Annotated in this window: 19 protein-coding genes; 9 read left to right on the top strand and 10 right to left on the bottom strand. The window is 72.5% G+C overall.

Annotated elements, in window-relative coordinates; all coding sequences use genetic code 11:
* Positions 1 to 63 precede the first annotated feature (63 nt).
* The 3 genes from B4N89_RS39810 (at position 64) to B4N89_RS39820 (ending at position 3,764) form a co-directional block, all read left to right on the top strand.
* Positions 64 to 807: a FadR/GntR family transcriptional regulator gene (locus B4N89_RS39810; protein WP_078981403.1), complete on the top strand. Its 744-nt coding sequence runs from the start codon at positions 64 to 66 to the stop codon at positions 805 to 807.
* A gap of 595 nt (positions 808 to 1,402) precedes the next feature.
* The gene (gene eat / locus B4N89_RS39815) at positions 1,403 to 2,866 is read left to right on the top strand and encodes an ethanolamine permease (protein WP_078981631.1); all 1,464 of its coding nucleotides are present in this window, start codon (positions 1,403 to 1,405) and stop codon (positions 2,864 to 2,866) included.
* Between the two features lie 121 nt (positions 2,867 to 2,987).
* On the top strand, positions 2,988 to 3,764 hold the full coding sequence (locus B4N89_RS39820) for a gamma-glutamyl-gamma-aminobutyrate hydrolase family protein (protein ID WP_078981404.1): 777 nt from the start codon (positions 2,988 to 2,990) through the stop codon (positions 3,762 to 3,764).
* 57 nt (positions 3,765 to 3,821) lie between these two features.
* Here B4N89_RS39820 and B4N89_RS39825 read toward each other — a convergent pair whose 3' ends face one another.
* The 5 genes from B4N89_RS39825 to B4N89_RS39845 all read right to left on the bottom strand — a co-directional run bounded on the left by B4N89_RS39825 (position 3,822) and on the right by B4N89_RS39845 (position 9,650).
* Positions 3,822 to 4,637: a hypothetical protein gene (locus tag B4N89_RS39825; protein WP_078981405.1), complete on the bottom strand. Its 816-nt coding sequence runs from the start codon at positions 4,635 to 4,637 to the stop codon at positions 3,822 to 3,824.
* A gap of 85 nt (positions 4,638 to 4,722) precedes the next feature.
* A complete protein-coding gene (locus tag B4N89_RS39830; RefSeq protein ID WP_078981406.1) occupies positions 4,723 to 5,694 on the bottom strand; it encodes a hypothetical protein in 972 nt (323 codons plus the stop codon).
* Positions 5,687 to 5,878, bottom strand: coding sequence for a hypothetical protein (locus tag B4N89_RS39835; RefSeq protein WP_078981407.1), 192 nt, complete (start codon positions 5,876 to 5,878; stop codon positions 5,687 to 5,689). The genes B4N89_RS39830 and B4N89_RS39835 overlap by 8 nt, the downstream gene beginning before the upstream one ends.
* 290 nt (positions 5,879 to 6,168) lie before the next feature.
* Positions 6,169 to 8,175 carry a phosphocholine-specific phospholipase C gene (locus B4N89_RS39840; protein ID WP_078981408.1) on the bottom strand — a complete coding sequence of 669 codons (2,007 nt, stop codon included), beginning with the start codon at positions 8,173 to 8,175 and terminating at the stop codon, positions 6,169 to 6,171.
* A gap of 38 nt (positions 8,176 to 8,213) precedes the next feature.
* Positions 8,214 to 9,650 (bottom strand): hypothetical protein, encoded by a 1,437-nt coding sequence (locus B4N89_RS39845; RefSeq protein ID WP_078981409.1) that lies wholly within the window; start codon positions 9,648 to 9,650, stop codon positions 8,214 to 8,216.
* 786 nt (positions 9,651 to 10,436) lie between these two features.
* Here B4N89_RS39845 and B4N89_RS39850 point away from each other — a divergent pair.
* Both B4N89_RS39850 and B4N89_RS39855 read left to right on the top strand, forming a co-directional pair.
* Positions 10,437 to 10,844 (top strand): DUF2267 domain-containing protein, encoded by a 408-nt coding sequence (locus B4N89_RS39850; protein ID WP_078981410.1) that lies wholly within the window; start codon positions 10,437 to 10,439, stop codon positions 10,842 to 10,844.
* 205 nt (positions 10,845 to 11,049) lie between these two features.
* The gene (locus B4N89_RS39855; protein ID WP_078981411.1) at positions 11,050 to 11,460 is read left to right on the top strand and encodes a Rid family hydrolase; all 411 of its coding nucleotides are present in this window, start codon (positions 11,050 to 11,052) and stop codon (positions 11,458 to 11,460) included.
* A gap of 86 nt (positions 11,461 to 11,546) precedes the next feature.
* Here B4N89_RS39855 and B4N89_RS39860 read toward each other — a convergent pair whose 3' ends face one another.
* Positions 11,547 to 12,986 carry an amidase gene (locus B4N89_RS39860; protein WP_078981632.1) on the bottom strand — a complete coding sequence of 480 codons (1,440 nt, stop codon included), beginning with the start codon at positions 12,984 to 12,986 and terminating at the stop codon, positions 11,547 to 11,549.
* A gap of 477 nt (positions 12,987 to 13,463) precedes the next feature.
* Here B4N89_RS39860 and B4N89_RS39865 point away from each other — a divergent pair, with 477 nt between their 5' ends.
* From B4N89_RS39865 to B4N89_RS39880, 4 genes are all read left to right on the top strand, one after another.
* The gene (locus B4N89_RS39865) at positions 13,464 to 14,597 is read left to right on the top strand and encodes an MBL fold metallo-hydrolase (RefSeq protein ID WP_078981412.1); all 1,134 of its coding nucleotides are present in this window, start codon (positions 13,464 to 13,466) and stop codon (positions 14,595 to 14,597) included.
* Between the two features lie 37 nt (positions 14,598 to 14,634).
* A complete protein-coding gene (locus B4N89_RS39870) occupies positions 14,635 to 15,315 on the top strand; it encodes a response regulator transcription factor (protein ID WP_078981413.1) in 681 nt (226 codons plus the stop codon).
* Positions 15,312 to 16,706: a sensor histidine kinase gene (locus B4N89_RS39875; protein ID WP_235619232.1), complete on the top strand. Its 1,395-nt coding sequence runs from the start codon at positions 15,312 to 15,314 to the stop codon at positions 16,704 to 16,706. The genes B4N89_RS39870 and B4N89_RS39875 overlap by 4 nt, the downstream gene beginning before the upstream one ends.
* Before the next feature lie 75 nt (positions 16,707 to 16,781).
* Entirely contained in the window at positions 16,782 to 17,051 is a 270-nt protein-coding gene (locus tag B4N89_RS39880; protein ID WP_078981414.1) for a hypothetical protein, read from the top strand.
* A 13-nt stretch (positions 17,052 to 17,064) separates the two neighbouring features.
* On the opposite strand, the gene B4N89_RS39885 is transcribed toward B4N89_RS39880, so the two are convergent.
* The 4 genes from B4N89_RS39885 to B4N89_RS39900 form a co-directional block, all read right to left on the bottom strand.
* Complete coding sequence (locus B4N89_RS39885) at positions 17,065 to 18,183, bottom strand: ABC transporter ATP-binding protein (RefSeq protein WP_078981415.1); 1,119 nt, start codon at positions 18,181 to 18,183, stop codon at positions 17,065 to 17,067.
* Positions 18,180 to 19,271 (bottom strand): ABC transporter ATP-binding protein, encoded by a 1,092-nt coding sequence (locus B4N89_RS39890; protein WP_078981416.1) that lies wholly within the window; start codon positions 19,269 to 19,271, stop codon positions 18,180 to 18,182. The genes B4N89_RS39885 and B4N89_RS39890 overlap by 4 nt, the downstream gene beginning before the upstream one ends.
* Positions 19,271 to 20,245 (bottom strand): ABC transporter permease, encoded by a 975-nt coding sequence (locus tag B4N89_RS39895; protein ID WP_078981417.1) that lies wholly within the window; start codon positions 20,243 to 20,245, stop codon positions 19,271 to 19,273. The genes B4N89_RS39890 and B4N89_RS39895 overlap by 1 nt, the downstream gene beginning before the upstream one ends.
* 139 nt (positions 20,246 to 20,384) lie before the next feature.
* The gene (locus B4N89_RS39900) at positions 20,385 to 22,145 is read right to left on the bottom strand and encodes an ABC transporter substrate-binding protein (RefSeq protein ID WP_078981418.1); all 1,761 of its coding nucleotides are present in this window, start codon (positions 22,143 to 22,145) and stop codon (positions 20,385 to 20,387) included.
* Positions 22,146 to 22,153: the final 8 nt, after the last annotated feature.

Here is a 22,153-nt window from a genome sequence, read left to right on the forward strand (position 1 = left end):
CAACCGGAAGCCATAAGGTATGGCCGTGAACCATTGATTGGGAAGAGCTGGAGGGGAGGGATCGTGGCCGAGGTATCGGGGGCGGAGCACCGGGACCGGTTGTCGCCGCTGCTGCGCCCGGTTCGCGCGGGCAACGGCTTCGAGGAGGCGCTGGAGCAGATTCTCCAGGTGATCCGGCTCGGCCTGGTCGCGGACGGGGGCCGACTGCCGGCCGAGCGCGAGTTGGCCGATCGGCTGGGGGTCAGCCGGGTGACCCTGCGCGAGGTGCTGAAGGTGCTGGCGGATCAGGGCATCGTGGAGAGCCGGCGGGGACGCTACGGCGGCACCTTCGTGCGCGAGCGTCCCGGGCCGGTGGGCGACGGCTCGGCGGCGGAGTTGCGGCGGCGGATCGCGCGGGTGGACGTGGAGGACACGCTGCGCTTTCGTGAGGTGCTGGAGGTGGGCGCGGCGGGGTTGTGCGCGGCGCAGGGCCTGGACGAGGCGCGGGCCGCGCGGTTGCGGGCGGCGCTCGACCGCACCCGGGACGCGCCGCTGGCTGAGTATCGGCGCTGCGACACGCTGCTGCATCTGACCCTCGCGGAGTTGTGCGGTTCGCCCTCGCTGGCCGCCCAGTACGCGGCGGTCCGGGCCACCGTGAACGATCTGTTGGACTGTATCCCCTTGCTGGTGCGCAATCTGGAGCATTCGCAGCACCAGCACACCGCGCTGGTCGAGGCGATCCTGGAGGGCGACCCGGACGCGGCGGCCGAGGTGATGCGCGAACACTGCGCGGGAACGGCGGCCCTGCTGCGCGGTTTTCTGGCCTGACCCAGGACCCGGCACAACCGGCCCGCCGGTGGCCGACAATCCGCTCCGGCAACGCTCAGCGGGGCGACCGTCGACCCGACCGGCAGGCCGGACCCGAGCCGGCCGGCGGCCCGAACGAACGCGGCCGACGGCCTCGACACGCGGTCCGGGTCGCCGGTTCTCCGGCCCGCCGGGGGCGGTCGGGCAGCGTGGTCGATGGTCACCCGCGCCCGGCCGGCTCGACCCCCGGACACCCCCCGCGCCGCCCCACCAGACACCCTGCGACGCCGCGACGCCGCGACGCCGCAGCACCGACACGACCGCTGCGGCCGGCATCGTCGGCACGAGCGGACACCTACCCGGAAGAGCGCACCCTGCGTCGCGGCAGCGCCCGCCGGCCGGCCGCCGGTGACGCCCCGCCCGCACCCCTCCACCCGTCACCGCGGCATCCCGTGACGCCGGCCCCCGGGGCCGGCCGGGCGTTTCGCGGGTCGATATCGATTCGCTGCGGGGTCTTGCGCCGGCCCGACTCGACGAGCAATGGTATGCGCTCGAACCAATAATTCCCCCTCCCCCTCACCCTCCCTCCCGTCAGGAGTGGCTCGTGGTCGACGACATACCAGCGCGCACGAAGCAGGGCGGCGGCACCGACACGACCGCTGCGGCCGGCACGGCGGACACCTACCTGGAGAAGCGCACCCTGCGTCGCGGCAGCGCCGGTTGGCTGCTGCTGACCGGCCTGGGTGTGGCCTACGTGGTCTCGGGCGACTTCTCCGGGTGGAACTACGGCCTGGCCGAGGCCGGCTTCGGCGGGCTGGCGATCGCCGCCGCGCTGATGGGCCTGATGTACACGTGCATGGTGTTCTCGCTGGCCGAGCTGGCCTCGATCCTGCCCGCGGCGGGCGGCGGCTACGGCTTCGCGCGCCGCGCCCTCGGCACCTGGGGCGGCTTCCTGACCGGGACCGCGATCCTGATCGAGTACGTGCTGGCCCCGGCCGCGATCGTGATCTTCATCGGCGACTATGTGGAGTCGCTGAACCTGTTCGGCCTGGAGTCGTCGTGGCCGGTCTACCTCGCCTGCTTCGGGATCTTCATCGGCATCCACCTGTGGGGCGTCGGCGAGGCGCTGCGGTTCAGCTTCGTGGTGACCGGCATCGCCGTGGCCGCGCTGCTGATCTTCGCGGTCGGCGCCTTCACCGAGTTCGACGGCGGCGGCCTGAACGACATCCCGGTCGACCACGACGCGCTCGGCGCCAACTCGTGGCTGCCGTTCGGCCTGCTCGGCATCTGGTCGGCGTTCCCGTTCGGGATGTGGTTCTTCCTGGGCGTGGAGGGGGTGCCGCTGGCCGCCGAGGAGACGAAGGATCCCGCCCGTACGCTGCCCAAGGCGATGGGCCTGTCGATCGGCGTGTTGCTGCTGCTGGCCGTGCTCACCTTCCTGGCCGCGACCGGGGCGCACGGGTCGAACGCGGTCCTGGACGCGGGCAACCCGCTGGTGACCGCGCTCCAGGGCGACGGTGACCCGACCGCGCTGAGCCGGTTCGTCAACTACGCGGGTCTGGCCGGCCTGGTAGCCTCGTTCTTTTCGCTGATCTATGCCGGATCCCGGCAGTTGTTCGCCCTCTCCCGGGCGGGCTACCTGCCTCGCTTCCTGTCGCTGACCAGCCGCCGCAAGGCGCCCTGGCTCGGCCTGGTGGTTCCGGGTGCGCTGGGCTTCACACTGGCCGCCTGGAGCGGGGACGGCGCTCGAATGCTGAATATCGCCGTGTTCGGTGCGACGATCTCCTACGCGCTGATGTCGCTCTCGCACATCGTGCTCCGTCGTCGCGAGCCCGATCTGCCCCGGCCGTACCGCACTCCCGGTGGCAGTGTCACCTCGTCGGTGGCCTTCGTGCTCGCCTGCTCCGCGCTGGTCGCGACGTTCCTGGTGGACAAGGAGGCCGCGTTCATCGCGCTGGGTGTCTACGCGGTCGCGCTCGCGTACTTCGCGTTGTACAGCCGGCATCGTCTCGTGGCCAACGCGCCGGAGGAGGAGTTCGCGGCGCTGGCCGCGGCCGAGGCCGAACTCGACCGGGACTGACCCCGACGCCCGTCCGTCCCCGACCCGTACCGACCGCCCGCGACCCGCCCGCACCCGACCCCGACCCCACCGACCCCCGGCACCCGTCCACCGCACACCGTGAGGAACCGAGCCACCCGCCATGCCCAAGCCCCTGATCGGTATCAGCACCTACCACGAGGAATCCGCCCGCTGGGGCGCGTGGCAGCAGCCCGCCGCCCTGGTCCCGCTCAACTATCCGGAGTACTTCCGCCGGGCCGGCGCCCTGACGGTCCTGCTGCCGCCGGACGAGCCCGACGCGGCGGTCGAGACGGTCGAGCGGCTGGACGCGGTGGTGATCGCGGGCGGGCCGGATGTACGGCCGCAGCGCTACGGTGCCCAGCCGCACCCGCGGAGCGGCCCGCACAACGATGCGCGCGACCTGTGGGAGATCGCGCTGATCGAGGCGGCCCTCGCGTCGAACACCCCGCTCCTGGCGATCTGCCGAGGCATGCAGCTGCTCAACGTGGTGCTCGGCGGCACGCTGATCCAACACCTGCCGGACGTGGTCGGCCACGGCGAACACTCCGGTTCGCCCGGAGCCATGGCCGCGCACGTGGTGGAGCCGATCCCCGGGACGTTGTTCGGGTCCCTAGGGGTGGAGGCGTACGAGGTGCCTACCTTTCACCACCAGGCGGTGGACCGGCTCGGCAACGGACTGGTGGTGTGCGCTCGGGCCCGGGACGGCATCGTGGAGGCCGTCGAGGCGCCGAACGAGAAGTTCGTGCTCGGCGTGCAGTGGCACCCCGAGGCGGGCCGGGACACGCGCGTCGCGGACGCCCTGGTCGCCGCCGCCCGCCGGCCGCACCTGGTGCCCGCACAGCGGCCCGAGACGCTGCACGCCGCCGCTGTCGCCGATACCTCTTCCCCGGTGGCCTGACGGGCGCCGCAGGCCCCACGCAACACTCCCCGGAAGTCCCTTTCCGGTCGCCGGGCGTCACGCGCCCTTGGCGCGCCGGGTCGGGTCGAGGGACATGGTCGCCTCGATCAGCGACTCCAGATCGGGGTCCGCCCACGGCCGGGCGTCGGCCAGCGGGGTGCGGCGCCGGCCGGTGGCGATGTCCTCCAGGATGTCGGCGGCGCCGACCCCGTTGCCGACCTGCCGGTCGGTGGCGGGCGGGCGACCGGTCCAGGCGGCCCGGAAGGAGGCGCCGAGGCTGTACACCTCGGCGGCGTCGCTGAGCTCGACGTGCTCGCCGGGCCCGGTGTCCAGGAGGCGTCTGGCTATCTCGGGCGCGGTGGTCAGGTCCATGCCGCCCCGATAGGGCACCGGCAGCGGGAGCAGGTCGGGATGCTGCGCGAGGTCGTGGTCGATGAACTCGATCTCACCGCCCGGGGTGACCAGGATGTTCATCGGCTGGATGTCGCCGTGGTGCCAGCCCGCCGCGTGCAGCCGGGCCAGCCCGGCGAACGCCCGGTGCGCCAGGACCGGCAGATGATGCGCCCGGCCGGGACCGCCGCGCCGGGCGGAGGCGCACCACCGCCACAGGGTCACGCCCGGCCGCCACTCCACCGCGGTCCACAGCCCGGCGCCCACTCGCCCGTAGGTGCCCGAGACCGGATACAGCCCCTGCTCGCGCAACAGCGTCAGCGCGCGCGCCTCGTGGTGAAGCGGGACGGCCTCCGCCGGGCTCTCGGCGGTCTTGATCCGCCACTGTCCCGCTCGCCAGGCGTTGGTGTGGTGCGCGGTCAGCGGACGCGGGCGGTCGGCGATGCCCAGGGCGTCCAGCGCGGCGGCGAGCAGCGGATCCATTCCCCGATCTTCGCAGGCGCCCGGGACACCGTGGACGGCATGGGGGGACGACGGCGGGTCGCCGGGTCACGCGGCGGGCGCGCGCTCAGCCGCGGACGGCGCGGAGGGGGTCGCTCGGTCGGGTGCGGCCGTGGCGCAGGGTGTGTGCGATCCGGGCGGATATCGGCAGACCGGTCGCGCTCTCGATCCAGCCGAACTCGCCGACGCAGTTGGTCTCCAGGTAGGTCCAACCGGCGGCGGTGACCACGAAGTCCAGGGCGGCGTAGACGAGTCCGAGATCGCGGACGTGTTCGACGCAGGCCCGCGCCAGGTCCGGCGGCGGGGTGATCACCCGGTGCTCGCACGCGTCGGCCGGCACGGCGCGCCAGTCCAGTTCGCCGTCGGTGCTGATCGCCGCGGCGAAGACCCGGTCGTCGACGACCGTCACCCGCGCGTCGTACAGCCGGTCCTCGACCAGGGCTTGGAGGTAGTGCAGGGTGCCGGCGATCCCGGACAGGTCGTCGGAGAGCCGGATGCGCGTGGTGGGGATGAACGTGGTGTGCCGCTGGGTCAGCGCCTTGACCACGACCTTGTCCCGATGCGCGGCGATGAACGCGCGCGCGGCTTCGGGATCGCTGGTGAACAGCGTGTCGGGCACGGTGAAGCCGCGCCGCGCGGCGGCGCGCAGCTGGGTGGGCTTGTGGCGCGATGCCTCGACCACGGTGGGGTCGTCGATCCACACCTTCAGCGGCTGCGCGCGCAACAGCCCGAGCAGCGCGGTGGTGTTCTCGTCCGCCCGCCAGCGCTCCTCGGCGGAGGCCGGCGTGTCGGGGCGGGTGGGCTTGCGCCAGTAGACGCCGCAGTCCTCGTCCAGGGTCACCGTCGCGGTACCGGAACTCAGTACCGTGCGCCAGCGCCCGCCGCTGAAGTGTCCGGTGACCAGGGGTCGTTCGCGCATTCGTCCCGGATCCAGACGCAGGACGGCCGCCGGGCCGCCGAGGAGGTGAGCCGCCACCATGTCGGCGGTCAGATCCTCCTCGGTGGCCACGATCACGACGCCCGCGCCGTGATCAGTCATCCTTCTTGTAACCCCGGGGTTCCTGCGTGCCGGTGTAGGTGCCGGAGTTCACGGCGTGGATCAGCAGCTTCCCGCCCGCGGTGACGTTGACGCACAGGTCGGGGTCGTAGTGGTGACGGGGCAACACGGGCGCTCCACCCATGGGAACCGGGGCCCTGCGGCCGAGGATCAAGGGACCGGTCATGGCCTCTCCTGACTGTGAATGTGGCGACGACCCGAAACGGTGCGTCATGTTCATCAACGCTGAGACTGCCCCGATCAGTTGCACTCACGACCAAAGAAGCCAACCGGGTTCCCCCTTCCACCCCACACCGACGCGACCCCACTCCAGCCATTTGCCCACAATGCCCGAATCGAGTACGCACCCGGTGAACCGTCGCGGGTGACAGGAACTGTTCCATAACGTCCCGTAACCGCCCCGAGGCCGCCTTCCCCCGGGGTCGGCGCAGCCGGGGGCGGGGGAAGGCGGGTCGGTCAGTCGCGGTCGGAGGGGTGGACCGTGCCGGCGTAGCGGCGGGCGAAGCCGTCGGGAGCGGTGATCGTGATGTCGTAGCGGCCGTGTTCGTCGGTGGGCCAGGAAACGGAGTCGTGGGCGCGCGGGCCGATCCAGTGGTCGCGCGCGGTGCCGCCGAAGTCGTTCGGCGTGAGAGTGAAGCGCACTTCCGTGTCGCCGTCGTTGCCCAACCGCAGGTCGAGCCGCGCCGATTCCGGCCGGTGTCCGCGCAGCGTGGCCCGGACCGACGGCACCGCGATGTCGCGCTGCGGCTCGCGCACCACGGTGCCGGCGAAGCGGCGCACAAAGCCGTCCGCCCCGTGCACGCTGAAGTCGTACGCGCCGTCCGTACCCGCCGCCTCCCATACGTACGTCGCGCTCTTGCCCGCCGCCACGGTGAACGGCGTACCGGCGAACGGCAGCGCGATGTTCGGGAACACGGTGAAGTGGTAGCCCACCGTGCCCTCGTTGACCAGCGTGCACACCACCCGACCGGTGCCCCGGTCCACGGTCGCGTCCGCCCACGGCCGGTACGGCAGCGGCAGATGCGGCCGGTAGCCCGGTTCCTGGACCGGTACCTGCTGGGCGCCGGGCTCGGGCAGCCGCACACCGGGCAGCGCCTTGGCCGCGTCCGCCTTGGCGATCAACTCGTTCGTGTCCGGCAGCGCCGGGATCGTGAAGTCGGGCCTGGCGAAGTCGAAACACGAGGTCAGGTCGCCGCAGACGGTGCGCCGCCACGCGGATATGTTGGGCTCCGCGACCCCCGTCACCGTCTCCAGGAAGCGCAGCACCGACGTGTGGTCGGCCACCTGCGAGTTCACCCGCCCGCCCCGGCTCCACGGCGAGACCACCCACAGCGGCACCCGCGATCCGAGCCCGATCGGCCGCCCGCCGACGAACTCCTCGGGCGTGCCGGGCTCCGGCATCGGCGGCACCACGTGGTCGAAGTAGCCGTCGTTCTCGTCGTACATCAGCAGGAACACGGTGTGCTTCCACACCTCGGGGTTGGCGAACATCGAGCGCAGCGCGGTGTTCACCCAGTGCGCCCCGTAGTTCGGCCCGGCGTCGGGGTGTTCGCTGAACAGATACGGCGCGACCAGCCAGGAAACCGTGGGCAGCGTACCGTCCTTGCAGTGCGTGTCGAACGCGCTCAGGTCCCACTTGGTCATCGCGTTCACATACCGCGGGTCGTCCTCGGCGAACGCGTGGAACTGCTTGAAGTACGACAGTCCGTTGTCGTCGTAGTCGCCGTAGCGCTCGTCCTTGCTCGGGTTGTGGTACACCCGCCAGCTCACCCCGGCGGCGGACAACCGCTCGGCGTAGGTGGTCCAGTCGGCGACCGGGTTGTCCGTCACGGGGGTGTTGTCGATCCACGGCCCCGTGGTGCCGTCCCGACCTGGTCCCGCCGTGCCGGACCACAGGTAGAGCCGGTTGGGGTCGGTGGGCCCGTTGAGCGAGGTGAAGTACGCGTCGCAGACGGTGAACGCGTCGGCGAGGGCGTACTGGTACGGGATGTCCTCCCGGGTGAAGTAGCCCATCGACCGCTCGCCCTTGGCCGCCACCCAGCGGTTCTGTGCGCCGTTGTTGACCGCGGTGTGCCCGGTGGTCCAGTCGTGCGGGAGGCCGCCGGCGTTCTGCGCGTTGTACCTGGTGGAGTCCATCCGATACGGCAGCAGATAGCCGCCGTCGGTGCGGCCCGGGTGCGGCTGGCGGAACACGTCGCCGCCGCCCGGCAGGACCAGCCCCTGCCGGTCGGCGAAACCCCGGACGCCCGCGAGGGCGCCGAAGTAGTGGTCGAAGCTGCGGTTCTCCTGCATCAGGATCACCACGTGGCGCACGTCCTCGATGCTGCCCGGCGCGGGCCGGCGGGCGGCGTCCACGGCCGGATCCGGATCCGCCTGCGCGGGCGTCGCGGTGAGACCCACCGCGCCGGCCGCGCCGACGGCCGCGGAGGCCCCCACGAAGGAGCGGCGGCTGAACTCGGTCATGGCGAAGCGACCTTTCGGGAAAGGGGATTGACGGGCAGTCAGGCGCGGACGCCGAAGGTGGCCACGGCGGCGGCATGGTCGCTGGGCCAGCCGTTCGCGGCGGTGTCCGGGATCGGCTTGGGCCAGCCGGTGACCAGGATGTGCGCCTCGTCGGCGGACAGCGGCCCGGCCGTATACAGCGCGTCGATCCGGTCCTGGGGCTGGGCCGGGTCCACCGGCGACCAGGTGTTGCCGGGCTCGCGGACCGGGTCGCGGTGCGCGGCCCGGAAGACGTCGACGAGGCGGGCCTGGTCGAGCAGTTGGGTGACCGGCCAGCGCACCGGGCCCGTCGTGCCGTGGCTGCCGGCGGTCCGTACGGTCCAGTCCAGGTGCGAGGGCGAGGACAGCGCGGCGGCGAGCAGCACCGGGACGTCCCGGGACGCGCCCAGGTCCGGGGCCATCGCGGTGACCAGGTTCTGCGCCTGCCGGTAGCGCAGGCTCGCCCACTCGGCCGCCTCCGCCTGCGCCGGGGTGCGCCCTCGCCGGATTCCGAGCGGCCCGTAATCGCCCTCGTCCAGGCGCGCGTTCCACACCCGCACGGGACGCACGCCCGGCGCCCGCACCGTGGCGGCGATCGCGGGTAGATCACGATCCTCGGGCCGCGCGTCGGCGAGCGGATACCGGCTGATCAGCGCGAGCCCTCCCGGGTCCTCGTACACCGCCCACCCGAGCGCTTCGGCCAGCGAAGTGCCCAGTGTGCCGCCGGTGTCCTGGAGCGCGAGCACATCCAGCCCCTGGGTGAGCACGAGCCGGAGCAGCTTGGTGAGCACGCCGTCCACGTGCCGACCCGCGTCCCAGGCGTCGAGGGTGGCCACCTTCATCACGATGCCGCGCGGGTTGCGCCGCACCGGCACCTGGACGGTGAGCTGCGACGTGGCGCCGGTCGCGCCGTCGCGGCCCTCGACGGTCAGTACGCCGGGATGGTGTGTGCCGGCGCGCGGAGCCTTGGCGGTGACGGTGCCGTCGGCGCCGACGCTCAGCCAGTCGTCGCCGGCGCGGGCCCGGAACGTGACGCCCCGGCCGTTCTGCTGCCCGTCGGCCGCGGTCCACAGGCCGGCCAACCGCACCACGGCCGCCTCCCCCGCCGCGACCGCCGAGGTGGTGAGGGTGTCGACCGCGAACCGGGGCCGCGGCGGCACCGGCCGGGCCGCGAAGCCGAACGGCGCGCTCCGCGCGAGGATCGCGTAGCCGTCCTTGGCCAACAGATAGGCGGTGTACGGCCCGTCTGTGAGCCCCTGGGTCTCCAGGGTCGCCTCGCCCTCGGCGGTGGTGACGTACTTCCAGACCAGCGAACCCCCGTTGCCCGGCACTCGGGTGCCGTCGTACACCCCGACCCAGTTCTTCGGGTGCGGCGCGTCGGTGGCGAAGCGGAAGGTCAGTTGATCACCCTCTTTCGGCGCGGTGGGGCGCACAAGGGTGAGCGAGCTCCCAGACATGTCGTCGATTCCTTTCCGGTGCGGGGAGGTGGCAGTGGTACGAGGGGCATCCGGGTGGTGCGGCACACCGACTCGGGGAGACTCAGCCGAGAACGTTCCGGCAGGCGGCGCCGCGTAGGACCACCACTCGGCAATCGCACGCCATGCCCGACCCGCGCCCGAGCGCGACCGCGCGACCGGCGGGGACCGGTATGTCGCGGCCACGAGCGGTGGGCACGGAAGTACTCCAGGCAGAAGTCGAGTTGGCCAAACGGTTCGGCTCAGTAGGCCGGCGAGCGATGTCCGGCACATGAACACCCGCGCACACCCGAACGAGCTTCACGGGAAGACCCGGCGCACCCCGAGAACCGCCCGAAGCCACGCCCGGCGGCGGGGCGCCGGTCACCGCCCGCCACCGAGGGCCACGCGGCGTGAATCCGTGATCGGGGAGGAGGAGGCCGACACGGCAAGCGGCGGCACAATTCGGCACATTTTTGCCCGATAGATTCCGAATGTTCGTACCGGCGCCAGGTGGAGAGTTAAATAGATGGGGTCACCCCACGCGCGTCGAAGACCCGAGGAGGCGCGCGCATACCGACGCGCATCCGCACGCACCCGCGCCGTGAGCGGGAGCCCCCGGAGGCGACGGCCCCGGGGTTTTCGCGACCCCGGGCGCACCGTTCCCACCGGGACGCCGCGTGCGCCGACCGGGCCGAGCGGACGCTCACCGGCACCCGCACCCCATGCCGGTCGGCGGCCGGCGGCCCCGAGCACCGCAGACCGATAGGAAAAGAAGGTCCGATACACATGCCGATGCGATGGGAACCATTCCTCGCGGCAGTCCGGGAACGGGGCGAATACTCCTCCCCCGAAGAAGCCGAACGCGCCATCCGTGTCGTACTCGCCCTCCTGGGCGCCCACCTGGTCGGCGGCGAACGTGCCGAACTGGCCCCGCGGTTGCCGGAGACCTGCGCGCTGGTACTGCTCAACCCGCTCCCCGCGCACGAACCCCTGAGCGCGGAACGCTTCGTCCGCGCGACCGGCGCCTGGATCGACGGCGCCACCGACGAGACCGCGAAGTGGGATGTCGGGGCAGTGCTGAGCGTGGTGGCCGACGCCGCCGGCGAAGACCTGATGAACCGTGTGCTCCTACAACTCCCACCGGGCTACGACCTGCTCTTCGGCCGCCCTCGACCGGGCCGACCGCTCGAATGACCCACGGTGTGGACCAAGGCAAACGGACCGCGGTCCACCAAGCCGACCGGACCACGGTCCGAATGCCGTACCACCGCCCCGGCACCGGCTTCCATGGCTACCATCCCCATGAAGCCGACCCTCACCCGCAGCCCACCCGCACCCGAATCGCGACCGTCCCGAAATTCCGGTGCGCCATCTCCGCCGAATCGCCAGACTCGGCCCCATGACCGCCGCCATCACGCGCATCAATCCCGACGAGCTCCACCCGACGCCCGGCTATCACCACATCACGGTCGTGGAGGCCGGACGGACGGCGTTCCTGGCCGGCCAATGCCCACTCGACCGGTCCGGCTCACTGGTGGGTCCGGCCGACCTGGACGCGCAGATCGACCAGGTGGTCGCGAACGCGCTCGTCGCCCTGGCGGCGGTAAACGCCCGGCCCGAGCACGTGGTTCGCTCCGTCGTCTACGTGGTCAGCGCCGACCGAACGGACCTCTCCGCCGCCTGGGCCGCCCTCACTCGCTCCCCTCTCGGACCCGCCTTCACCACGGCCTGCACTCTCCTCGGCGTCGCCCAACTCGGCTTTCCGGGCCAACTGGTCGAGGTCGACCTGACAGCGGCCCTGCCCACCTGACCACTCCCGACGACACGGGCGAGTCGCTCGGCGAAAGCCGGCCGGCAACGGGGGCAGGAGCCACTCGGACAAACCCCGCACCACCCTCATCCCACCGGCGGCGGCCACGTCGCCTGGCGGGGCCACGGTGCGGCCTCCTCCAACTGCGCGGCCATCCGCAGCAGTTGCGCCTCGGCGCCGAGGCGCCCGGTGAGCTGGATCGCCACCGGCAATCCGGCCTCGTCGAAGCCCGCCGGCACACTCGCCGACGGCAGTCCGGTCACGTTGAACACCGAGGTGAACCAGGTCATCTTCGCGGCGTGCGCGTACATGCTCGCCGGGTCGCTCGTGTCCAGCACGCCGAGTTCGGGCACCGGTACGCCCAGCGTCGGGCTCAGCCACACGTCGTACGACTCGAAGAACGGCGCCACCTCGCGACCGATCCGCACCACGGTCTGCAGCGCCCGCGACAGGTCCGCCCCTCGCATCGCCGCCGTCCGTTCGTGGATCACCCGGGTGAACGGCTCGATGTCGTCCTCTCGCAACTCCCGGCCCAGTTCGGCCAAGCGGTCCTCGATCTGGGCGTGCGTCGCCGCCGACATCACCTGTCCGAGTGCCTGCCCCGTGGCGGGTCCGTCCCACACCGGCGCGGCCTCCTCGACCCGGTGGCCCAGTTCGGCGAGCAGCGCGGCCGTGCGCTCCACCGCGCGCACCGCCGCCGGGTGCGCGGCGATCCCGTCCACGTTGGCCGTCGCGAACCCCACCCGCAGCCGGGTGGGCGCGGCGTCGAGCGCGGCCAGGAACGATCCGGCGGCCGGCGCCGGCAGGGCCGCGTACGGGTCGCCCGGCAGCGGCCCGGCGACCACGTCGAGCAGCGCGGCCGAGTCGCGGACCGTCCGGGTAACCGCGTGCGCGATCGACAGCGGATAGGCCAGTGCGGACAGCCCCTGGTCATCGGGCACCCGGCCCCGCGACGGTTTGAGCCCGAACAGCCCGCAGCAGGCCGCCGGGATCCGGATCGAGCCGCCGCCGTCGTTGGCGTGCGCGGCCGGCAGCATGCCCCCGGCCACGGCGGCGGCCGAACCGCCGGAGGAGCCCCCGGTGGAGTGCGTGGTCCGCCAGGGGTTGTACGAGGGGCCGTGCAGGAGCGGTTCGGTACTGGCGTTCTTGCCGAACTCGGGGCTGTTCGTCTTGCCGACCACGACCAGCCCGGCCCGCCGGTAGCGCGTGGTCAGCGCACCGTCCCGCGCCGCGACCGCGTCGGCGAACAGCCGGGAGCCCTGGCTGCTCACCATGCCGGCCACGTCGCAGCCGAGGTCCTTCACCGCGAACGGCACCCCTCGCAGCGGACCGTCGGGCAACTCCCCCGCCGCCTCCGCCCGGGCCGCCTCGACACGTGTCGCCACGAACGCGCGCAGTGTGGGATCACGCTCCTCGATCCGCCACGACACCGCGTCGAGCAGTTCCGCCGGCGAGACCTCCCGCCGCCGAACGAGGTCGGCCAGCCCCACCGCGTCGTGGTCGTCCAGCAACTCACCGGTGTCCATCGCGTGCACCCTCGCTTCGCTTGACTCGATCCATCAACTGCATGATGCAATCAAGCAATCCGGAATACAACAGCCTCCACAACGAAGCCGCCCGGCAACGAAGCCGGCAACCGCGAGAGGCAGCCGACCCGGGGGCAGCGGACGTGCGGGTGGTGGTTGCCGTCGGGGCGATCGTGGGGTGGCTTCTCCTGCGCTTCGCTCCGCCGGGAGCGGAAGGCGCCCGGCGCCGCCGCTGCGGTGGTGCCTGGTGCCTTCCGGCTGCGCCGCGCTCCGCCGGTGGCGGAGAGTGCGGTTCCGCCGCGCTTCACGCCGCCCGGATCGGGCCCGGGACGTGTCGCGTCGCGGGCCGCCGGGCGCGGCGAGCGGCGGACGGCTGACGCCGGCCTGCCGGATGCGTCGGGATTCGTGGTTTGGGGAACGTGTTACACCCGTCGTCGGTTGAAGTGCCTGAAGGACGACACGAGGAGAGTGTGATCGATGGCGGGATTCCGATCGGCGGGCCGACTGGTCGCGGGTGGGCTGGCGTTGGCCGCCGCCGGCTGGGCGTTGCGGGACGTCCCGGCGGAGCTCGGCGGCAAGGCCGACGGCGAACGCCTGGCCCGCATGCGGCGCTCACCGCAGTTCCGCGACGGCGCGTTCCACAACCCCGTACCCGCCGACCTGGTCGCGGCCGGCAGCGCGCCCGGCCTGATCGCGGCCCTGCTGCGCGACCGTCACCTGCGCCGACCCGCCGCGCCCGTGCCCCTGGTCGCCGCCCCGACCGTGCCACAGTCCCCGCACGGGGTGAGCGCCGTCTGGTACGGCCACGCGACCACCCTGGTCGAGATCGAGGGCCGCCGGGTGCTCTTCGACCCGGTGTGGAGCGACCGGGTCTCCCCGTCGCAGCTCGTCGGCCCGCGCCGGATGCATCCGCTGCCGGTCCCGCTCGCCACCCTGCCCACCGTGGACGCGGTGGTCATCTCGCACGACCACTACGACCACCTCGACCGCGCCACCGTACGCGCGCTCACCGCGACCCAGACCGCGCCCTTCCTCGTCCCGCTCGGTATCGGCGCCCACCTGGAGCGCTGGAACGTCCCCGCCGACCGCATCATCGAACTCGACTGGGAGGAGGACGCCACGGTCGCCGGTCTGCGCTTCACCGCCACCGCGGCCCGCCACTTCTCCGGCCGCACCCTGCGCCGCAACGACACGCTGTGGGGCTCGTGGGTGGTCGCGGGCGCCGAGCGCCGGGTGTTCTACGCCGGCGACTCCGGCTACTTCGACGGCTACGCCCGGATCGGCGCCGCGCACGGCCCCTTCGATCTGACCCTGATGCCGATCGGCGCGTACAGCCCGAGCTGGCCCGACATCCACATGAACCCCGAGGAGGCCGTCACCGCCCACCTGGACCTGGGCGGCAGGGTGCTCCTCCCGGTGCACTGGGCGACCTTCGACCTCGCCCTGCACCCGTGGGCCGAACCGGTCGACCGGCTGTGGCAGGAGGCCAAGGCCAAGGACGTACGGCTGGCCATCCCCCGCCCCGGGGACCGGGTCGACACCGACGACGCCGCCCAGGTCAGTCCGTGGTGGGAACTCTCCCCCGGCCCGGCACCCGCCCGGACCCGCTGACCCGAGCCACCGCCGGACAGGGCCTAGGCTCACGGCCATGCGTGTGCTCGTGGTGGAGGACGATCCGGAACTGAGCCGGGCCGTGGTGTCCGGATTGCAGACGGTCGGGTTCGCGGTGGACGCGGCCGGACGCATCGCCGACGCCGACCTCAAGGCCGCGGTCAACACCTACGACTGTCTGGTCGTCGACCGCGGCCTGCCCGACGGCGACGGCCTGGATCTGGTCCGCCGGCTGCGTGCGGCGGGGGCGCGTACCCCGGTGCTGATGCTGACCGCGATGGACGCCGTGCCCGACCGGCTCGCGGGCTTCGACGGCGGCGCCGACGACTACCTCGTCAAGCCCTTCGTCTTCGAGGAACTGGCCGCCCGGGTGAGGGCGTTGTGCCGCCGCGCCGAGCAGCCCCGGCCGCCGGTCTCGGTGGTCGGCGACGTCGAGATCGACACCGCCCGCCGCCGGGTGCGCCGGGCCGGGGTGCTGCTCACGCTGACCGTGAAGGAGTTCGCGGTCCTGGAACTGCTGACCGCCCGCGCCGGACGGGTGGTGCCGCGCGCCGACCTGATCGAATGCTGCTGGGACGAGATGGCCGAGCCGATGTCCAACGTCGTGGACGCGGTGATCGCCCAACTGCGCCGCAAACTCGGCCCGCCGGCCCTGATCCGGACGGTGCGCGGCGTCGGCTTCGTGATCGGCGCGGACGAAGCGGCCGGCACCCCGTGAGGTTCCGCGCCCGCTCGGCGGTCCGGGCAGCGGACCCGTCGCCCACCCGCGCCACCCGTACCCCCCGGCCCATCCGCCCCGCCGTCACCCGGCTGCGCCGCCTGCGCTGGACGCTGACCGCGCTGTTCACCCTCACCACGGCGGTCTGCCTGGTCGTGCTCGCCCTGGTCGCCGGGTCCATCGACGGCCAGTCCCGGACGCGGGAACTGGACAACGACCTCGACCGCCGCGTGTCGGGCCTGTCCCGGGCCCTCTACTACGAGGACGGCACACTGCGCCTCGACTCGCTGCACGAGGACGAACTCGTCGAGGGGGACGTGGCGATCGCCGTGGTCGAATGGGATCCGGCCGGGGTGCCCCGACGCTCCTACGCCGAACCCGCCGACTCGCCGCTGCTGCCGAGCGCGGCGCAGCTCACCGAGATCGGCGCGGACGCCCGTGAGGTGCAGTCGGCGGTGGCCTGGGACGCCGAGGGGCGCGACGGCCGCACGGTGCGGGTGGCCGCGGCCCCGGTGTGGGAGGCCGATCGGATCGACGCGGCGCTGATCGCCGTGGCCGACCCGGGACCGGGTCGGCGCGACCACGACCGGCTCGTGCGCTCGTTGTTCCTGGGCTGCCTCGCCCTGGCCGCGGCGGCGGGCCTGGCCGGGCACCTGCTGTCCGGGCGCAGCATGCGGCCCGCGCTGCGCACGCTGGAGCAGCAGGAGCAGTTCCTGTCCGAAGCCGCGCACGAACTGCGCACCCCGCTGGCCACGTTGCGTCTGGTCACCTCGGCGGGCGCGGCGGCGCCGGACACCGCACCGAGGGAACTGGCCCGCGCGACACGTCTGGTGGATCAACTGGGCCGGTTGGTCACGGGGTTGCTGGTGCGGGCCCGGGTCCAAGCCGGGACGCAGGAGGTGGAGCGCGAGGCGCTGCGGCTGGATCAGCTGGTCGAGCAGGTCGTGGACGAACTGCCGCCGTCCGGGGCGCGGTTCGTGGTGCGGACCGAGCCGACCGTGGTGCGCGGCGATCCGGAGTTGTTGGCCCAGGCGGTGCGCAACCTGGTGGACAACGCGCTCAAGCACGGCGGCGGCGATGCCGCGATCGACGTCGAGGTCGCGGACGGCGCGGTACGGGTGCGCGACCGCGGGCCCGGGGTGGCCGAGGGCGACCGCGAGCGAGTCTTCGAGCGGCGCGCGACGGGCCCGACGGGCGGTACGGGAATCGGCCTGGCGATCGTACGCTGGGTCGCCGACCTGCACGGCGGCACCGCCCGCATCACCGACGCCCCCGGCGGCGGCGCCGTGGCCGAACTCCGCCTGCCGTCCGAACCGGCCCCGGAATCCCGCCCCGAACCGCACCGCGAACCCCCCGAGCCCCCCAAATCCCCCGAACCCCGCGAATCCTGACCCGACCGACCGCCCCGACGCCCCCGCTCCGGCCGCATCACGAAATCCTCATGAACGCCGCGCCAAACTCTCCCCATGTCCGTCACCCCCGGCCACGGCGACCCCCGCCGCTCCGACGCCCGCCGCCCGAAACCCCCGTCCCGCACCGCCTATCGGGTGCTGGTGCCGATCGTGGTGGCCGTGGTGGTCGTGATCGTGGTTCCGGCCGCGGTGTTCGGTCCCGACGCCGCCCGGCATGACCAACCGGCGCCGCGTCGGCCCACCGTCGAATCGGTGGGCAACCCCGCCTGGCAGCCGGTCGAGCGGGCCTGGCGGTGGTGGCACCGGAACACCGAACGTCGGTGAAGGGACCGGCCCTTCACCGGCGCCCGCACGGGGCGGGCGGCCCGCCAAAGCCATGGCCGGCCGCCCGCCCCGCCCCCGTCCCCGATCCGGCCGCCCCCCGTCCGGCCGGGGTCCTATCCCCCACCGACGCCAACGTCTTGGCGGGCGACGGGAAGTGGCAGGCCACCCGATGCCCCGGATCCCCCGCCAGGGCGGTCAGCGCCGGCGCGGTCGTCGCGCACACGTCCTGCGCCTTGTGGCAGCGGGTCCGGAAATGGCAGCCCGAGGGCGGGTTGATCGGACTGGGCACGTCACCGATCAGCCGGATACGTTCGCGCCGAGCGCCGTCCGGCCCGACCGCGCCGGGCACCGCCGACAACAGGGCGTGCGTGTACGGGTGATGCGCGTTCTCGTACAGCGCACCGCGTTCCGCGCTCTCCACCACCCGGCCCAGATACATCACCACGACCCGGTCGCAGAAGTGCCGGACCACGGCCAGGTCGTGCGCGATGAACACGAACGCGATGCCCAGGTCGCGCCGCAGGTCCGCGAGCAGGTTGATCACCTGCGCCTGGATGGACACGTCCAGCGCGGACACCGGCTCGTCGGCCACGATCAGCTTGGGTCCGGCGGCCAACGCGCGTGCGATCCCGATGCGTTGCCGCTGTCCGCCGGAGAACTCGTGCGGAAAGCGGTTGTAGTGCTCGGGATTCAGACCGACGGTGTCGAGCAGTTCCCGAACGCGCTTGCGCCGACCGCCGGGTGGGTCGATGTTGTTGACGTCCAGCGGGGCACGCAGGATGCCGCCGATGGTGTGCCGGGGGTTCAGCGACGAGTACGGGTCCTGGAAGACCATCTGGATCTGCGCGCGGATCGGCGCCAGTTCGCGGCGCGAGGCGTGCGTGATGTCCTGGCCCCGGTACCGGATCGTGCCCGCGCTCGGTTCGAGCAGACGGGTGATCAGCCGTCCGGTGGTCGACTTGCCGCAGCCCGATTCGCCGACCAGGCCGATGCTCTCCCCGGCCTCGACCGTGAGGTCGATGCCGTCCACCGCGCGGACGGCTCCGACTCGGCGGCGGAGCAGACTGCGCGGCCCGGGGAAAAATTTGGTCAGTCCCGCCACTTCGAGCAGCGGCGCCTCGGGTGTGCTCATACGTTCTTCCCGCCTTCTCGCGCGTCGGGCATCTGCGCCCGCTCCCGTTCCACCGGCCCCGCGCCCGCCTCCGCGCCCGCCGCCCCGACCCCCACCGACGCGGGCGCCTCCTCCCGGTGACAGGCGGCCGCGTGTGCGCTGTCGCCCATCCTCACGAGCACCGGCGCCCGGGTGCGGCACGGCGATCCGGGCCCGGCGATCACCTGGGCGCAGCGCGGGTGGAAGGCGCAGCCCGGCGGCGGCGCGAGCAGGCTGGGCGGTGCGCCGGGCACCGGTCGCAGCGGGCGGTCCAGCGGGTCGGACAGCCGCGGCACGGAGGCGAGCAGGCCCCGGGTGTACGGGTGCCTGGGGGTCTCCAACACCTGTGCGGCCGGGCCACGTTCGACCGCGCGTCCGGCGTACATCACCAGCACGTCGTCGGCGACGTCGGCGACCACGCCGAGGTCGTGCGTGACCAGGATGATCGCGGTGCCCAGTTGCGCCTGGAGTTCGCCGAGCAGGTCGAGGATCTGGGCCTGGACGGTCACGTCGAGCGCGGTGGTCGGCTCGTCGGCGATCAGCAGGTCGGGTTCGCACACCAGCGCCATGGCGATCATCGCGCGCTGGCGCATACCGCCGGAGAACAGGTGCGGATACTCCCGGGCGCGGCGGGCGGCCTGTGGGATGCCGACCCGGTCCAGCATGTCGATCGCCCGGTCGAGCGCCTCGCGGCGGCCGGCGCCGGTGTGGCGCCGGTAGGTCTCCACGATCTGCGCGCCGACCGTGTAGTAGGGGGAGAGGGCGGTGAGCGGGTCCTGGAAGACCATCGACACACGTTGTCCGCGCAGGTCCCGCAGGGTGCGTTCGGACGCGCCGACCAGTTCGGTGCCGTCCAGGACGGCGCTGCCCTCGACGGTGGTGCGGGCGGGGTTGTGCAGGCCCAGGAGGGTGAGGTTGGTGACGCTCTTGCCCGAGCCGGACTCGCCGACGATGCCGAGGGTGCGGCCGCGTTCGACGTCGAAGGAGACACCGTCGACGGCCTTGACCACGCCGCCCTCGGTGGCGAAGCGGACCCGCAGGTCGCGGACCGCAAGCAGCGGAGGGGTCATCACACACGCACCCGGGGGTCGATGACGGCGTACACGGCGTCCACCGCGACGTTGGCGAGCACCATGGCGGTGGCGGCGATCAGCACCACTCCGGTGATCATCGGCAGGTCGGAGTTGGCGACCGCGTTGACCGCGAGCTTGCCGATGCCGGGGATGTTGAAGGTGGTCTCGGTGACCACCGCGCCACCGAGCAGAACGCCGAGTTCGATGCCGTACACGGTGACCACCGGAGTGATCGCGCCGCGCCACGCGTGTTTCAGGTAGACCTGACGCGACGTCAATCCCTTGGCCCGCACGGTGCGTACGTGGTCCTCGCCGAGCGCGTCGATCATCGACGCGCGGGTCAGTCGGGCGTATACCGCGGCCTGGACGCAGGCCAGCGTCAGCCACGGCAGCAACAGGCCGCCCGTCCAGCCGCCGGGATCACCGGTGAACGGAAGGTATTCGGGCTTGGGCAACCAGCGCAGTTGGTCGACCAGCACGTAGCGGGCGATCACGCCGAGGAACTGGATCGTCACCGAGGCGCCGATCAGCGACAGCGCCATCGTGGACTTGTCCAGCCAGGTGCCGCGTCGCAGCGCCGCGAGCATGCCGATCATGATGCCGACGCCGAGGAAGATCACCGAGGCGCCGAGCGCGAGTGACAGGGTGGCCGGGAAACGGTCGAGCAGGGTGTCGAGAACCGGCTCGTGGTTGACGAACGAGTAGCCCAGGCACGGCGCGGAGCAGTGCGAGGCGCCGAAGTCGCGGCCGGCGAAGACGCCGACGATGTAGTGCCGGTACTGCATCGGCACGGACTCGTCCAGGCCGAGGTCGCGGCGGATCAGCGCCAGCGTCTCGGGGGTGCAGGTCTTGCCGCAGGACAATCGCGCCGGGTCGTCCGGCATCGCGAAGAACAGGAAGAAGGTGACGGTGAAGACGACGAACAGGATCAGCGCCGCGCCGAGCAGTCGCTGCACCAGGAATCGGAACATGGGGATGGGCCCTCACTGGAGGTCGGACCTGGGAGTGGCCGGGGCGGCCGGGCGGCCCGGCGGCGCGGGTACCGCGGGCGGGAAGGGGGAGCCTTCCCGCCCGCGCCGCCGGCCGGAGCCGGGGCCGCCTCGCCCGGGGCTACTTGACCCAGACGTCGATCGGGTAGGTCGAGCCGATGAAGCCGACCCGCACGCCGCCCAGGCCGGGGCCGTACAGGGTCAGTTGGCGCCGGTGGACGAACGGCACCACGGGGGCGTCGGCCATGATCTTCTTCTCCAGGTTCGACCACTCCTTGCCCGCGGCGACCACGTCCGACATCGAGGTGATCCGGTCCATCTCGGTGCTCGTCGCCGGGTTGTCGTACAGGCTGTACACGGAGCCGTCGTCCATGATCTTGCGGCCGTCGAACTTGGCCGGGAGCACGGTCGCCGCGCTCGGCCAGTCGGCGCCCCAACCAGCCCAGTACAGGTCGTACTTGTTGTCCACCCGGCCGATCTCGGTGTAATAGCTCTTGTCGTTGATCGGCTGCGGGACCACCTTGAAGCCGGCCTGCTGGAGGGCCTGGACGATGGTCACCGAGACCTGCTCCCACAGCGGGGTCTGGCTGTAGGCGTAGGAGATGGTGGGGTTGGGCGTGCCGGCTTCGGCGAGCAGCTGCTTGGCCTTGTTCACATCACCCGTGGGCGGCACACCCGCCAGGTCGTAGGGCTCGAAGCCGAGCACCGTCGGGCCCATCAGCGTGGTGGCGAACTCGCCGTAGGCGGGGCCGCCGAGGATCTGCCGCACCTGCTCCTTGGGGAACGCCGCGATCAGCGCCTGGCGCACCTTCGGGTTGGTCAGGCGCCGGTTGTTCATCTCGAAGTATTCGGTGTACGGGGTGGCGGCGTCCGCCGTGCGGGCCTTCAACTCCGGTGTGGTGAGCACCTGTTGAGCCACCTCGCGGCCGACCGCGACGCGGAACGTCATCGCGCTGCGGTCGTTGCCGTTCGCCGCGATCAACCGCTCGTTGATCTGCTGGTTGGACGCGCCGAACTCGAACTTCCACTGGTCGGGGTAGGCGTGCCGGACCGCGTCGGTGTTCGGGTCCCAGTGCTCGTTGCGCACCATGGTCATGGACTTGTCGATCTCACGGCCGGAGATCTTGTAGGGGCCGCTGGAGAACGGGTGTTTGTCGTACTCGAGCCTGGTGTCCTTGGCGCGCGGCACCGGGGTGCTGGTGTGCATCGCCACCGCGAACGGGAAGTCGCCGCGCGGCGCGGGCAGCGCGAAGGTGATCGTCCGCGCGTCGGGGGTCTTGATCGCGTCCAACTCGCGGCCGCCGTACGGGCCGTCGTAGACCGAGCGGAAGTCGGTGTTGCCGACCAGCCATTCCTGGATCCAGGTCGGGCCGCCGGTGATCTCCTTGGCGAAGGAGCGCTCGATGCCGTATTTGACGTCCTGCGCGGTGATCGGCGACCCGTCCTCGTACTTGAGCCCGTCCTTGAGGGTGAAGGTCCAGGTCTTGCCGCCGTCGGGGCTGGTGCCGGTGTCGGTGGCCAGGTCGCCGACCAGCGTGGTGTGGTCGCCCTCCTGCTTGTACGTGGTGAGCTGACGCGAGATCAGCAGTTCGGCGGTCTGCTCGTGCGAGACGTAGACCCGGGCCGGGTCGAGGTGGTTGAAGTCGGCACGCTCCAAAACCGTGGCGGTGCCGCCCGGCTTGGCGCCGGGGAGTTCCCTGGCCGGACCCTTCGACTCGGCGGCGGCGCCGATCGACACCGCGCGGACCTGGGCCTTGGGCGCGGCGCCCTTGCCGGGCCCGCCGCCGTCGGGGCTGCCGCCGCCGCTGGAACACGCGGCCGCGCCGAGGGCGAGGACCAGCGTGACGAGCGTGGCTCTGGTGGTACCGGTGCGCAGGGTCATGGTTCCTT

It is taken from the genome of Embleya scabrispora, from assembly GCF_002024165.1.
Classification (GTDB): domain Bacteria; phylum Actinomycetota; class Actinomycetes; order Streptomycetales; family Streptomycetaceae; genus Embleya; species Embleya scabrispora_A.

Coding starts and splice junctions, on each gene's coding strand:
- B4N89_RS39830 (WP_078981406.1), bottom strand. CDS start 5,694: ATGACTGATCACGGCGCGGGCGTCGTGATCGTGGCCACCGAGGAGGAT.
- B4N89_RS39870 (WP_078981413.1), top strand. CDS start 14,635: ATGCGTGTGCTCGTGGTGGAGGACGATCCGGAACTGAGCCGGGCCGTG.
- B4N89_RS39845 (WP_078981409.1), bottom strand. CDS start 9,650: ATGTCTGGGAGCTCGCTCACCCTTGTGCGCCCCACCGCGCCGAAAGAG.
- B4N89_RS39895 (WP_078981417.1), bottom strand. CDS start 20,245: ATGTTCCGATTCCTGGTGCAGCGACTGCTCGGCGCGGCGCTGATCCTG.
- B4N89_RS39865 (WP_078981412.1), top strand. CDS start 13,464: ATGGCGGGATTCCGATCGGCGGGCCGACTGGTCGCGGGTGGGCTGGCG.
- B4N89_RS39855 (WP_078981411.1), top strand. CDS start 11,050: ATGACCGCCGCCATCACGCGCATCAATCCCGACGAGCTCCACCCGACG.
- B4N89_RS39835 (WP_078981407.1), bottom strand. CDS start 5,878: ATGACCGGTCCCTTGATCCTCGGCCGCAGGGCCCCGGTTCCCATGGGT.
- B4N89_RS39850 (WP_078981410.1), top strand. CDS start 10,437: ATGCCGATGCGATGGGAACCATTCCTCGCGGCAGTCCGGGAACGGGGC.
- B4N89_RS39900 (WP_078981418.1), bottom strand. CDS start 22,145: ATGACCCTGCGCACCGGTACCACCAGAGCCACGCTCGTCACGCTGGTC.
- B4N89_RS39885 (WP_078981415.1), bottom strand. CDS start 18,183: ATGAGCACACCCGAGGCGCCGCTGCTCGAAGTGGCGGGACTGACCAAA.
- B4N89_RS39840 (WP_078981408.1), bottom strand. CDS start 8,175: ATGACCGAGTTCAGCCGCCGCTCCTTCGTGGGGGCCTCCGCGGCCGTC.
- B4N89_RS39825 (WP_078981405.1), bottom strand. CDS start 4,637: ATGGATCCGCTGCTCGCCGCCGCGCTGGACGCCCTGGGCATCGCCGAC.
- B4N89_RS39860 (WP_078981632.1), bottom strand. CDS start 12,986: ATGGACACCGGTGAGTTGCTGGACGACCACGACGCGGTGGGGCTGGCC.
- B4N89_RS39820 (WP_078981404.1), top strand. CDS start 2,988: ATGCCCAAGCCCCTGATCGGTATCAGCACCTACCACGAGGAATCCGCC.
- B4N89_RS39880 (WP_078981414.1), top strand. CDS start 16,782: ATGTCCGTCACCCCCGGCCACGGCGACCCCCGCCGCTCCGACGCCCGC.
- B4N89_RS39890 (WP_078981416.1), bottom strand. CDS start 19,271: ATGACCCCTCCGCTGCTTGCGGTCCGCGACCTGCGGGTCCGCTTCGCC.